The following is a 13,751-nucleotide window of genomic DNA, read 5'->3' as shown; positions in this document are numbered from 1 at the left end:
CTATGCACGCACACTTGATTAAATTGCTCAGCCTCTCGGGCCTGACCGCAGCACTGTTCGCTGCCAGCAACGCCGCGTATGCCGACGACGCCACCGCGCCGACGTTCACCGCCGAGCCTTGCTGCAGCCTCTGCCCGGAAGCCCACGACGAGAAAAATTACGTCACCCGTTACCAGCAGAACTTCACCACGCTGGTCCAGGCCCAGGGCGACTGGCTGTTCCGCACCCGTGAAGACCTGCGTACCGAGTTCGACACCACGCCGGAAGGCTACCGTCGCATGCAAGAGCTGCACGACGCGTTCAAGAGCAAGGGCGTCGAGTTGGTCGTGGTGTACCAACCGACCCGCGGCCTGGTGGATCGCAACAAGCTGTTCCCTGCCGACCGCGATAAGTTCGACTACAACACGGCACTGCGCAACTACCAGGCCATGCTCGGCCGCTTCGCGAAAATGGGCTACACCGTGCCGGACCTGTCGCCGCTGACCAACGAACAGCAGGCGCATGATTTCTACTTCCGCGGTGACCAGCACTGGACGCCGTATGGCGCCCAGCGCACGGCAAAGATCGTCGCCGATTCGGTACATAAGATGGCGGCTTTCAAGGACATTCCGAAGCGTGAATTCGAGACCCATCTGTCAGGTCGCATGGGCAAGAAGGGCACTCTGCACAATATGGCCGGTCAATTGTGCGGCACCAGTTACGCCATCCAGTACATGGATCAGTTCGAGACCGAACCGAAAGGCGAAGCGGCAGACGGCGACCTGTTCGGCGATTCCGGCACGCCGGAAATCACCTTGGTCGGGACCAGCCACAGCGGCAAGAATTACAACTTCGCCGGCTTTCTACAGGAATACATCGGTGCCGACGTGCTGAACGTCGCCTTCCCCGGCGGCGGCCTCGAAGGGTCGATGCTGCAATACCTGGGCAGCGACGACTTCCAGAAACATCCGCCGAAGATTCTCATCTGGGAATTCTCGCCGCTGTACCGCCTCGACCAGGAGACCATCTATCGCCAGATGATGTCGTTGCTGGACAACGGTTGCGAGGGCAAACCCGCGCTGATGACCACCAAAACCTCCCTCAAGCCAGGCCCTAACGAACTGTTGGTCAATGGCAAAACAGGCATCAAGGACGTGCGCAACGGCAGTAATCAGGTCGACATCAAGTTCGCTGACACCTCGGTGAAAGCCCTTCATGCGCGCCTCTGGTACATGAATGGCCGCCACGAAGACCTGAAAATCGAAAAACCTGAAACATCCGAAACCGACGGGCGCTTCGCCTTCGAGCTGCGTGACGACAACGACTGGGCCGACCAGCAATTGCTCGCAGTGGAAGTGCAGGGTCCTGAAGCGGGCACTGCACCTCAGCAGGTCGAAGCGAAAGTATGCAAACGCAACGTGTTCCCGAATGTCGCGCATAAAAACGCGCAAGCCGGGTTATGAGGCTCCTATGCACACTCCAAAACTGATGCTCCCTACCCTTCTGTCGATGGCGCTGCTGTCGATCTCTGGCTGCACGAGCGCTAACAGCGGCGTGACGACCGGTTCCACTCTGGTACCCCCAAAGGGCTATTACGAAGGCGTGGAAAAGTACAAAACCGGTGACAACAAATTCACCTGTGAGGCCACACCGCAGCCCTACACCGGCTCGCTGCAATTCCGCAGCAAATACGAAGGCTCGGACAAGGCCCGCGCGACGCTGAACGTCGCGTCGGAAAAAGCCTTCCGCGACACGACGAAAGACATCACCACCATGGAACGCAACACCAGCAAAGTGGTGATGCAGTACATGCGTGACGGGCGTCCGGAACAGCTGGATTGCGCACTGGGCATGCTCACCACATGGGCCAAGGCCGATGCGCTGGAGTCCAAGGACTTCAACCACACCGGCAAGTCGATGCGCAAATGGGCGTTGGGCAGCATGTCGTCGTCTTACCTGCGCCTGAAGTTCTCGGAGTCACATCCGCTGGCCACTCGTCAGCAAGACGCTCAGGTGATCGAGGCCTGGTTCAGCAAGCTCGCCGATCAAGTGGTCAGCGACTGGGACAACCTTCCACTGGACAAGACCAACAACCACTCGTACTGGGCGGCCTGGTCGGTGATGTCCACTGCCGTGGCCACCAACCGCAAGGATTTGTTCGACTGGTCCGTAAAAGAGTTCAAGGTCGCGGCCAATCAGGTCGATCAGCAAGGCTTCCTGCCTAACGAACTCAAGCGTAAACAGCGCGCGCTGGCGTACCACAACTACGCTTTGCCGCCACTGGCAATGATCGCCAGTTTCGCTCAGGCCAATGGCGTCGACCTGCGTGCTGAAAACAATGGCGCGTTGAAACGCCTGGGTGATCGCGTGCTGGCCGGGGTCAAGGATTCGGGTGATGAGTTCCAGGCCAAAGACGGCCAGAAACAGGACATGACGGACCTGAAAACCGACATGAAATTCGCTTGGCTGGAACCCTATTGCTCGCTCTACGACTGCGGCCCGGATGTGCTGGAACAGAAGCACAAGATGCAGCCGTTCAAGAACTTCCGCCTTGGCGGTGACCTGACCCGCACCTATGACCCAAGTCATGAGAAGGGTGAGAAAGGCGGCTCGTAAGAGCGATGGGCATTTCCAGGTACGAGACATGTGTCTTGTCTGGTGATGCCCCTTGTGGGAGCCGGTTTGCTGGCGAATGCGGTGTGTCATTTAGCGTTGAGGTATCTGATCCAACGCATTCGCCAGCAAGCCGGCTCCCACAGCTAAGTACCGCGTCGTGAGCTGGAAATGTTTCACCCCTCCATTTTGTTCGTGGGGGGTTTGGGGGGGCTTCGGCCCTTGATGCTGGACAAACGGAGAGATAAGGATGGTTTTCTCATCCAACGTGTTCCTGTTCTTGTTCTTGCCGGTGTTTCTCGGCTTGTACTACTTGAGCGGGCAACGCTATCGCAACCTGCTGCTGCTGGTCGCCAGCTACGTGTTCTATGCGTGGTGGCGAGTGGACTTCCTGGCACTGTTCGCAGGTGTGACGTTGTGGAACTACTGGATCGGCCTGCGCGTCGGTGCCGCCGGGGTCAGGACCAAACCCGCGCAGCGCTGGCTGTTGCTGGGTGTCGCGGTCGACCTGTGCATCCTGGGCTATTTCAAATACGCCAACTTTGGCGTGGACAGCATCAACGCGATCATGACCTCGTTCGGTCTTGAGCCGTTCATCCTGACCCACGTGCTGTTGCCGATCGGGATCTCGTTCTACATCTTCGAGTCCATCAGCTACATCATCGACGTCTACCGCGGCGACACGCCAGCGACGCGCAACCTGATCGACTTTGCGGCGTTCGTGGCGATCTTCCCGCACCTGATCGCCGGCCCCGTGCTGCGCTTCCGCGACCTGGTGGATCAGTTCAATAACCGCACCCACACGCTGGACAAATTCTCCGAAGGCGTGACCCGCTTCATGCAGGGCTTCATCAAGAAGGTGTTCATTGCCGACACCCTGGCCGTAGTGGTCGATCACTGCTTCGCTCTGCAACAACCGACCACGGGCGATGCCTGGCTTGGCGCACTGGCCTACACCGCGCAGTTGTATTTCGACTTCTCCGGTTACAGCGACATGGCCATCGGCCTGGGTCTGATGATGGGTTTCCGATTCATGGAAAACTTCAAACAGCCCTACATCAGCCAGTCGATCACCGAGTTCTGGCGGCGCTGGCACATCAGCCTTTCCACCTGGCTGCGTGACTACCTGTACATCACCCTGGGCGGTAACCGTGGCGGCAAGGTCGCGACCTACCGCAACCTGTTCCTGACCATGCTGCTGGGCGGTCTGTGGCACGGCGCCAACATCACCTACATCGTCTGGGGCGCCTGGCATGGGGTGTGGCTGGCCATCGAAAAAGCGTTGGGGCTGAACACCACGCCACGCACTTTCAACGTCGTTCGCTGGGCTTTCACGTTCCTTCTGGTGGTGATGGGCTGGGTGATCTTCCGCGCTGAAAACCTGCACGTCGCCGCCCGCATGTACGGCGCTATGTTCAGCTTCAGTGAGTGGGAGCTGTCAGATCTGAACCGTGCCAGCCTCACCGGCCTGCAAGTGGCAACACTGATCGTGGCGTACATCACCCTGGCGTTCTTCGGTCTGCGCGATTTCTATCGCAACCGCGCACCGGAAAAACCAAAAGGTGACACGCCGGTTCAAGCCGACGGCCCTGCTTCGGCCGTACCGGGCATGATCAAGGCGGTACCAGGTGACACCCCAGGCAGCATTCATCAACCGGGTTACATCGTCGGCACCGAAGCGCAGGTTCAGCCTGCCTACTGGACGGCCGACTGGTCGCGCTACGTCATGCGCGCGCTGATCCTGCTGATGTTCGTGGCCTCGATTCTCAAACTCTCGGCGGCCAGCTTCTCGCCGTTCCTGTACTTCCAGTTCTGAGGAGCCTGACATGACCCGTTCATTACGTTTCCTCTACATCTTCCTGTTTCTGGCGATCTTGCTGGCGCTGGGCCTGTGGTCGCTGCGCAGCTTTGTCGGCTTCTCGACGTCGAAGGAAACCACCGTCCTTAACGGTCACTGGACCAAGGCCGTGGAGACGCACTACGACGACGAGTTCCCGATCAAGCGCCTGGGCACCAACCTCTGGGCAGCGCTGGATTACAAAGTGTTCAACGAAGGTCGTCCAGGCGTGATTCTTGGCAAAGATCAGTGGTTGTACACCGATGAGGAGTTCGACGCAGTCGCCAATGGCGAGCAGAACGAAGCCGACAACCTGGCGATCATCCAGGGCGTGCGCGACACCTTGAAGAAACAGGGCACGCAACTGGTGCTGGCGATTGTTCCGGCGAAGACCCGTCTGTACCCGGAGCACGTCGGCGACAACAAACCTTCAACGTTGCACACCGACCTGTATCAGCAGTTCCACGCGCAGGTCAGCCAGGCTGGCATCCTCGCCCCTGATCTGCTGGCACCGCTGCAAAGCGCCAAGGATAAGGGCCAGGTGTTCCTGCGCACCGATACCCACTGGACGCCGATGGGGGCTGAAGTCGTCGCGCAGCAACTGGGCGAGGCGATTTCGAAAGAGACCCCGCTCAGTGGCGACCCGCAAACCTTCGTCACTGAAGCCAAGGCCAGCGCGCCGTACAAGGGCGACCTGACCAACTTCCTGCCGCTGGACCCGCTGTTCAGCAACCTGCTGCCCAAGCCGGACGATCTGCAACAACGCAGCACCAACCCGGCGCAAGCCGAAGGTGAAGGCGGCGATGCGTTGTTCGCCGACAACTCGGTGGCAGTCGGTCTGGTCGGCACCAGCTACAGCGCCAACCCCAACTGGAACTTCGCTGGCGCGCTGAAGCAGGCCCTGCACAGCGACGTCGTGAACTACGCCGAAGACGGTCATGGCCCGATTCTGCCGATGCTCAAATATCTGCAAACCGATGCCTTCAAGAGCAGCCCGCCGCAGGTACTGATCTGGGAATTCCCGGAGCGCTACCTCCCGGCCCACAACGACCTGACCGAGTTCGATCCGCAGTGGATCGCCGAACTCAAAAAGGCTCGTGACCCTCAACAAAATCTGGCTCAGAACGCCAATAACGCCGAAACGCCCAACCGGGCGCAAAACTGAGAGGAATCCTCACATGACTATGCAGACCACCACTCACATGCCAGCACGCTCCGCCAAGTCCGGCTTGCTGAAAACCTGCGTCCTGGCCGCCAGTCTGGGCTTCGTATCTCTCTCGGCCTTCGCTGCAGGCGACGCCGCTTTGTACGGCCCGACAGCCCCTAAAGGCTCGACCTTCGTTCGCGTCTATAACGCCAGCAATGCAGAGGTCAGCGCCAGCGTCGGCAACACCAGCCTGAATGAGATCGGCCCGCTGGCCAGCAGTGACTTCAGCTTCATGCCGCAGGGCGACTACAGCGCCAAGATCGGCAGCAACACCCTGCCGGTGAAACTGGCGAGCGATCACTACTACACCATCGTCAACAACACTTCCGGCGCCCCGCAACTGGTGGAAGAGCCACCGTTCAAGAACAAGCAGAAGTCGCTGGTGCGCGTCCAGAACCTGAGTGACAAGGCCCTGACCCTGAAAACCGCCGACGGCAAGACTGCCGTAGTGGATTCGGTCAAAGCCAAAGGCACCGGCGAGCGTGAAATCAACCCGGTCAAGGTCAGCTTCGCGCTGTTCGATGGCGACAAGAAAGTCAGCGACCTGAAGCCTGTCGCGCTGGAGCGCGGTGAGGCGGCAGTGCTGTATGTCACCGGCAATGGCAGCAACTTGTCGCCAGTGTGGGTCAAGCGCCCGACATCGACTCAGTAATACCGAAGTTGTGCGCTGCCCACGTAGCGCACGCAATTGGCTTTTGATTCTGGCCGATAGGCCGTAGGAGCGAGGCTTGTCCCGCGATCTGGTGGGAAGCGCCAGCAGACCTGGCGAATGCGGTCATTCTGGTCCACCGCGCGAACAGGTTTAACGACGACTGCGTCGTCGATCGCGGGACAAGCCACGCTCCCACAAGTATCAGCGGCTTCGGCAGAGATCAGCGTTCGGCGTCAGGTAGGGCGAGCAGCCCACCGTGAGGACGCCGACCGCAGCGGTACAACTAGAAACACCCGAAACGACAGAAACAACCGACGTATAGCCCAAACAAACGCTATCGAAATTTTGGAGAAACAAAATGATTCCAGTGATCTTGTCAGGTGGCAGCGGTTCCCGACTCTGGCCTCTTTCGCGCAAACAGTTCCCGAAACAGTTCCTGGCACTGACCGGCGAACACACCCTCTTCCAGCAGACCCTCGAGCGCCTGCAATTCGAGGGCATGCAGCACCCTGTCGTGGTGTGCAACAAAGATCACCGTTTCATCGTCGGCGAGCAGCTCGATGCGCTGGGCCTCGACACTCAGGCCATCATCATGGAGCCGTTCGGTCGCAACACCGCGCCTGCCGTGGCCATCACCGCGATGATGCTGGCGAACGAAGGCCGGGATGAACTGATGCTGGTGCTGCCCGCCGATCATGTCATCGACGACCAGAAATCCCTGCAACGCGCACTGGCCCTGGCCACCGTGGCCGCCGAGCGTGGCGAAATGGTGCTGTTTGGCGTGCCGGCCACCAAACCGGAAACCGGCTACGGCTACATCAAGTCCACCGCCGATGCCCTGCTGCCGGAAGGCGTAAGCCGCGTGGCTCAATTCGTGGAAAAACCTGACGAAAAACGCGCCGCCGAATTCGTCGACGCGGGCGGCTATTACTGGAACAGCGGCATGTTCCTGTTCCGCGCCAGCCGCTACCTGGAAGAGCTGAAAAAGCACGATCCGGACATCTACGACAACTGCCTGCTGACCCTTGAGCGCAGCAAGCGCGAAGGCGACAACATCGACCTGGATCAAGCCAGCTTCGCCTGCTGCCCGGACAACTCCATTGACTACGCCGTGATGGAGAAAACCCAGCGCGCCTGCGTGGTGCCGCTGGAAGCGGGTTGGAGCGACGTCGGCTGCTGGTCGTCGCTGTGGGACGTGCATCAGAAAGACGAAAACGGCAACGTCACCAAAGGCGACGTGGTCATCCAGGACAGCCGCAACTGCATGATTCAGGGCAACGGCAAACTGGTCACCGTGATCGGGCTGGACAACATTGTGGTCGTCGAAACCAAGGACGCCATGATGATCGCCCACAAAGACAAGGTTCAGGGCGTCAAGCAGATGGTCAACACCCTCAACGAGCAGGGCCGTACCGAAACCCAGAACCACCTCGAAGTCTATCGCCCGTGGGGCTCGTACGACTCCGTGGACATGGGCGGGCGTTTTCAGGTCAAGCGCATCTCGGTCAAGCCGGGCGCCAGCCTGTCGTTGCAGATGCACCACCACCGCGCCGAACACTGGATCGTCGTGTCGGGCACCGCGCAAGTCACTTGTGACGAGAACGTGTTCCTGCTCACCGAAAACCAGTCCACCTACATCCCGATCGCCTCGGTCCACCGCCTGCGCAACCCGGGCAAGATCCCGCTGGAAATCATCGAAGTGCAATCGGGCAGCTACCTGGGCGAAGACGACATCGAGCGTTTCGAAGACGTCTACGGCCGTTCGACCCCCGGCATTGAAGCCGGCGTGAGAACCCAGACCATCGCACGCTGATACACCCGCAAAACCCGTTGTACTGCCCCCGCCCCCTCCTGCGTATCCCCATCCGCAGGGTTGGGTGGGGGGCTTTTTTATTTGAAAAGAGATTTCAGACGTCGCACAAATGACGCACCTGAGCCACTAGCCCGGGCATGGCCCATTTGCTGACGCATATTGTGCCAAGCGATGACAGAGTAGGTTGCGAGGGAGTCTGCGTTATTGAGCAGTACATTGCCTCTGACATTAGGGTCGTTCAAAAATAACTGCTGCCGTGCGGCACTGTCACGAGGCGGGGCGCCGTACCGCGTCATGAGCTTGGCGTAATGAAAAACATCCCACGTCTGCATCTGAGACTCGTCAGGCCCCGTTGATAACAACCTGTGCGAAGAGTCCTTCAAGGTTTGCACGTATTGCGCTACTGACTTCGGGTTGCTTTGCGGCGTGTTGATACCCAAACCTACATAAGCAAAATCGCGAGTGTTGTGAACAGCATGGCTGGCCTCATGAATCAGAGTTTTGGCGACGTCCAGTGGATGTCCCTCCTTGAGTAGCCTCGACGACAAAAAAACAGTGCGATCTCCCCCAGCCTTGGCGTCCGAAGTTTCTCCTCTCACCCCCTGAGGTAGCTCTGCCAAAACCAGTCGAGCCTCATGATCGCCTTCCAGAGAAATCAAGAATTCCCTCAACTTATTCAGCTTTTTACCGACTGCTTCATCGAAACCCGGTGACCTGACTTCGCCGAAGCTGGTTGCCAATGCGGCCTGCCTGGCATTCCGAGCCTCGTCTGACACATCCTTGGTCGTTAAGAGCTCAATTATGTTTTTGCTGAGCTCTAGTACCTCACGCATTTTCTGTTGCGAGCGATCTGGAAATGCCGAAATTCCCGTCGCTATTCTCACGGGCTCAAGCCCTTGTCGATCCATCAAACAAAGAGGCCGATTGAGTACAAACATAAACAGATTCAGGCCCCCTTTCTCCCCTGCAGGATCAGGATTAAGCCAGCGCATGAGCCAAGGTGCGTAATAGCGCAACCCATAGTCATAAAGTCCCGTCGCATCTCGCTCTTTTCCGGAATAGCGAACGGTCTTGTATTTGGCCGCCAACTCGCTTCGCGCGGCAAACCACGCGGTTTCGCCGAAGGGAAAATAGGCCTCATGGCTGATGAGTTGCCCGTGGTTGTCGAGCTCAAGCGTGCTTGATCCAAGGTGATCCGTCAGGGAGTAACGCGCTTGATTATTTTCGATATCGGTCGGGCGTCCCGTTTGCCAATGGAGCACCCGCACATAGCTACGCCCTACGGTTGCAGTGATCACGTGCAGCACTTCACCGGTTGCGGCATTGCTGCGGATTTCCAGGCCAGGCAGATAGCGCACTTCACTTAAATGAACCAGCGCTCTTGATTGAGTGATACGTACTTTACGCACGCGGGCGCCAGCAGCATCGTATTGATAGGTCTCGCGATCATTCACGCCGTTTTCTCGCTCCACCGGCGTCACTCCGCTCAATTGATTACGCACATCCCAACTCAAAGTCTGGCCCGGCGACACTTCACGCAAATTGCCATTGGCATCGAAGCCTGCCGCGATCTGCTCTTCAGTCGGCGGGTTAACGCCTGTTTGCAGCAACGATCGATTGCTGTATCGGGCAGTGGCAAAGGCCCGCGTGCGGTTGCGAGCGCCGGTGTGAATCAGTGTTTGCAGATTGCCGCCTGCGTCGTATTCATAGCGCTGAATGTAATTGCTCAGTTCATTCGCTGTTGCGAAAGATTGCGTTGTTGGGCCTTTATTTACTGTCGCCGATTCGTACCCCGTCGCCTCAATGAGTTGGTAAAGCGTGTTGTACATGAAAGTACGCAGGGGTTCGATTTGTTGATTGGCGAAATACCGCGTTGGCTGAGCGCAGTCTTCAATGCTCACTACATTCCCAACCGGATCGTAGGCGTAATGCAGGTCCTGAAGGCGCCCGTTATCAGCACGCAAGTTACGCAGTCGGCCATCGGATGGGTCGTAATCGAGAGTGGTGACGATGCCGTTGCCGAGCGTTTCAGCCTCGATTCGATTGTGCGCGTCGTAATGGATATCACTGACGAGGGTTTGCAGGGGCTGGTTCAGCAACTGCAGTCGCGTGCTTTTCAGCTGACCCGAAACGGTTTGACCAAAGCGCTGAGTGTTCCCCATGGCGTCGGTCTGTTCTGCTGCCTCCCCAGCCGCATCGAATCGCCAACATATTGTGGCTCCCGCACTCGGTTCAAGAAATGAATCACGATCACTTTCAAGTTCGGGCCAGTCAGGTCCAGCAAGTTCGTTCAGAAAACGGCGCGTTTGTTGGATCACCTGCCCGGTCAGGCTGAACGCTGAGCCGATCACCGAGCCTGACGGATCATCATGCCGAATCAATTGCCCGCATTGATTCGCATCCCATGCATCAGGGCCGCCATAGCTGAGTCGCTCAGTGCAGCTTTCCCGAGCCCCATCGTTTTCAAACACCGCCACAGAACGCAACAACTGATCATATTCAACCCGCTGCGAATGCCCTGCCCCATCCCATCGACAAACCCGGTACCCGCCCTCGCCCAGCAACTCGGCGCTCCATCCGGCATCTACGCTTTCAGTGAAAAGCACTTGGCCTGACAGAGAACTCAAGGTGCTGACATTACTTGGCGTATCCGGCAGTTTCTTCGCTGCTGCCCACAATCGGGGGTCCCAGCGGCTGACACGTCTGCCTGCGGCATCGTAAGTCGAGTGATCAATACGCTCAGAGGGGGATTCATCAACGTGCGTTCGATGGAACGACACCGAACGAGCATGCAAGCCGCGAGGCTCGATGACATTTAACACAGGGGTTTGGGTGTGCAGGGCGGAAATAGAGGGCATATGTTCGCAATCCGTTGCGTAAAATTCCTGAAGAGTAGCGGGCTGCCTGAATACCCATCCCAACCGCTGGTCCGCAAGGCTGTCATAACTTATAAACGCGACGAACATCTCACTGCCAAGAGTGCGCATTTCCAAAGCTAATGATGCCCCTCATTCTCATCCTTTTTTCAATCTGGGCCTCGTGGCGACTCAGATTGACAACGTCCTTCTCGCCCCTCACATCGGCCACGACGTTGGTGTAGAGCTTTTTCAGTTTGGAATCCTGGTTCGTCAGTACCCGCGTGAATATGCCGGGCCCGGTTGTTTCAGACACAATCTTCATCTTCTCGTTAATTTGATCAGAGGTGTGGGCCGGCATCGAAGTGAGAGTCGCCCCCAGGCCTCGTTCTCTGTACGGTTCGTACTTTTTGTTGATCTCCTTTATCAGCGTACTCAGCGTGGAATTTTGGGCATGAGACGCGAAGGCATTATTGTTGATCGAGTACGTTCCGCGCGCCCAAGGCATCTCGACAATACCCATCGTAAAGACACGATTCTTTTTGGGGATGAAGTCACCTGATCTGACCGGGCGCCTGAACTTATCATCCACATCGGCATAAATGCCTCCGTAATGGTTGATCAAGCTATATCGAAGCACATCCGTGGCAGCAGCATAATTGCGAGGGTCGCTCCCAAAAAGGTCGCTATAAATAGAACCGGAGGGCGATGAGCTGAAGGATGTGAAAAACGCCTCATCATGAAGCCGGGTCACACTCAGGTTTTTAGCGGCCCCCAATCGTTCGCTTAGCTTCTCGACACCGCCATCATCATCCCGCAGATCCGTATGCAGGGTGATGTTGAAGCCAGGATTGCGCGCTGCGGCGTCCCTGATATTAGCTAAATACTTTTCAGGCAGTGAGTCGCTCTTGCCGATCCATATATAGTGGATCTCTTGCGGCACTTCAGGTTTCTCCCCATGCCGGTCTATGTAGTTGATCGGGTTGTTCACCACCATCTGGTAAAGGTTCACTCCGCCCTCTTCACCTTGAGGATCGGGGTTTATCCAGCGCATCAGCCAAGGTGCGTAATAGCGCAAACCGTAGTCATAAAGCCCCGTCGCATCTCGCTCTTTTCCGGAATAGCGAACGGTCTTGTATTTGGCCTCCAACTCGCTTCGCGCGGCAAACCACGCGGTTTCGCCGAAGGGAAAATAGGCCTCATGGCTGATGAGTTGCCCGTGGTTGTCCACCTCAAGCGTGCTTGATCCAAGGTGATCCGTCAGGGAGTAACGCGCTTGATTGTTTTCGATATCGGTCGGGCGTCCCGTTTCCCAATGCAATACCCCCACATTGCTGCGTCCCGCCTGCGCGGTGACCACATGCAGTACTTCACCGGTCGCGCTGTTAGTTCGGATTTGCAGCCCCGGCAGATAACGCACTTCGCTCAAATGAGTCAGCGCTCTTGATTGAGTGACACGTACTTTGCGCACGCGGGCGCCAGCAGCATCGTATCGGTAGATCTCGCGATCATTGAAGCCAGACTCCCGCTCAACCGGCGTGACTTCGCTCAATTGATTACGTAAATCCCAACTCAAAGTCTGGCCCGGCGACAACTCTCGCAAATTCCCGTTGGCATCGAAGCCTGCCGCTATTTGCTCTTCAGTCGGCGAGTGTTCGTCTGTTTGCAGCAGAGTGCGATTACTGTAGCGGGCAGTTGCGAAAGTCCGCGTATGGTTGCGAGCGCCGGTGTGAATCAGCTTGTGCAGATTGCCACCGGTGTCGTATTCGTAGTGTTGGACGTAATTGCTCAGCTGATTGTCAGTTGCAAAAAAAGGGTGCGTCGATGGCCCTTTCTTCGCTGTGGCCGATTCGTAGCCTGTCGCCTCGATCAGTTGATAAAGCGTGTCGTAAGCAAACGTTCGAAGAGGCTCAATCTGCTGATTGGCGAAATACCGCGTCGGTTGAGCGCGGTCTTCAACGCTCACCACATTCCCGACCGGACCGTAGGCGTAGTGCAGGTCCTGAAGCCTTCCGTTATCAGCGCGCAGATTGCGCAAGCGGCCATCGACAGGGTCGTAATCAAGGGTGGTGACGATGCCGTTGCCCAGCGTTTCAGCCCTGATTCGATTGTGCGCGTCGTAGCGGATATCGCTGACGAGAGTTTGCATAGACTGGTTAAGCAGTTGCAGTCGCGTGCTTTTCAACTGACCTGAAGCGGTGTGTCCAAAGTGCTGAGTATTTCCCACAGCGTCGGTCTGTTCTGTTGCCTCCCCAGCCGCATTGAATCGCCAACAGGTTGTGGCTCCCGCACTCGGTTCAAGAAATGAATCACGCTCGTTTTCAGACTCGGGCCAATCAGGTACTGCGAGTTCGCTCAAGAATCGGCGCGTTTGTTCACTTACCTGCCCTGTAAGGCTAAAGGCAGCATTGATCACCAAACCGGCCGGATCATCATGCCGAATCAACTGCCCGCATTGATTGGCATCAGCCCCATCGGGGGCGCCATAGGTCAAGCGCTCGACGCACGCCTCCCGGCCGTCGCTCATCTCGAAGACTGCGAGCACACGCATGAGCAGGTCGTACTCCATGCGCTGTCCGTGGCCTTGAGCATCCCAGCGAAAGCATCGCTTTCCTGCCTCACCCGGCAATTCGACACGCCAACCCGCGTCCGAATGGTCATTGAGCAAGGTTTGCCCGGTGAGGGAATGGACGACATGGAGATTCGCAGCGGCGTCAGGGTCATTGTGGGCGGCGGCCCATAGCCTCGGGTCCCATTGCCGTACCCGTCGGCCAGCGGCGTCATGCAAGGAGCGA

General features: G+C 57.6%; 8 protein-coding genes. 6 read left to right on the top strand and 2 right to left on the bottom strand.

From position 1 onward, the window contains the following. The first annotated feature begins 2 nt into the window (after positions 1-2). The 6 genes from B3N48_RS03625 to B3N48_RS03600 all read left to right on the top strand — a co-directional run bounded on the left by B3N48_RS03625 (position 3) and on the right by B3N48_RS03600 (position 8,101). On the top strand, positions 3-1,442 hold the full coding sequence (locus tag B3N48_RS03625; RefSeq protein ID WP_296179519.1) for an alginate O-acetyltransferase: 1,440 nt from the start codon (positions 3-5) through the stop codon (positions 1,440-1,442). Between the two features lie 7 nt (positions 1,443-1,449). Next, entirely contained in the window at positions 1,450-2,595 is a 1,146-nt protein-coding gene (locus tag B3N48_RS03620; protein ID WP_296179518.1) for a mannuronate-specific alginate lyase, read from the top strand. Between the two features lie 247 nt (positions 2,596-2,842). Beyond that, positions 2,843-4,408: an MBOAT family O-acyltransferase gene (locus tag B3N48_RS03615; RefSeq protein WP_296179514.1), complete on the top strand. Its 1,566-nt coding sequence runs from the start codon at positions 2,843-2,845 to the stop codon at positions 4,406-4,408. Between the two features lie 10 nt (positions 4,409-4,418). Next, the gene (locus B3N48_RS03610; protein ID WP_296179512.1) at positions 4,419-5,594 is read left to right on the top strand and encodes an alginate O-acetyltransferase; all 1,176 of its coding nucleotides are present in this window, start codon (positions 4,419-4,421) and stop codon (positions 5,592-5,594) included. 13 nt (positions 5,595-5,607) lie between these two features. Further along, positions 5,608-6,288, top strand: coding sequence for an alginate O-acetyltransferase AlgF (locus tag B3N48_RS03605; RefSeq protein ID WP_296179509.1), 681 nt, complete (start codon positions 5,608-5,610; stop codon positions 6,286-6,288). Positions 6,289-6,646: 358 nt separating this feature from the next. After that, positions 6,647-8,101, top strand: coding sequence for a mannose-1-phosphate guanylyltransferase/mannose-6-phosphate isomerase (locus tag B3N48_RS03600; RefSeq protein ID WP_296179506.1), 1,455 nt, complete (start codon positions 6,647-6,649; stop codon positions 8,099-8,101). Between the two features lie 77 nt (positions 8,102-8,178). Here B3N48_RS03600 and B3N48_RS03595 read toward each other — a convergent pair whose 3' ends face one another. Then, positions 8,179-10,959 carry an RHS repeat domain-containing protein gene (locus B3N48_RS03595; RefSeq protein ID WP_296179503.1) on the bottom strand — a complete coding sequence of 927 codons (2,781 nt, stop codon included), beginning with the start codon at positions 10,957-10,959 and terminating at the stop codon, positions 8,179-8,181. Between the two features lie 109 nt (positions 10,960-11,068). After that, the gene (locus B3N48_RS03590) at positions 11,069-13,525 is read right to left on the bottom strand and encodes an RHS repeat-associated core domain-containing protein (protein WP_296179500.1); all 2,457 of its coding nucleotides are present in this window, start codon (positions 13,523-13,525) and stop codon (positions 11,069-11,071) included. Positions 13,526-13,751 lie beyond the last annotated feature (226 nt).

The sequence above is a fragment of the Pseudomonas sp. UBA1879 genome (assembly GCF_002338065.1).
Classification (GTDB): Bacteria; Pseudomonadota; Gammaproteobacteria; order Pseudomonadales; family Pseudomonadaceae; genus Aquipseudomonas.
The sequence above is the reverse complement of the archived record's forward strand: the minus strand, read 5'-3'. Positions and strand labels throughout refer to the sequence as shown.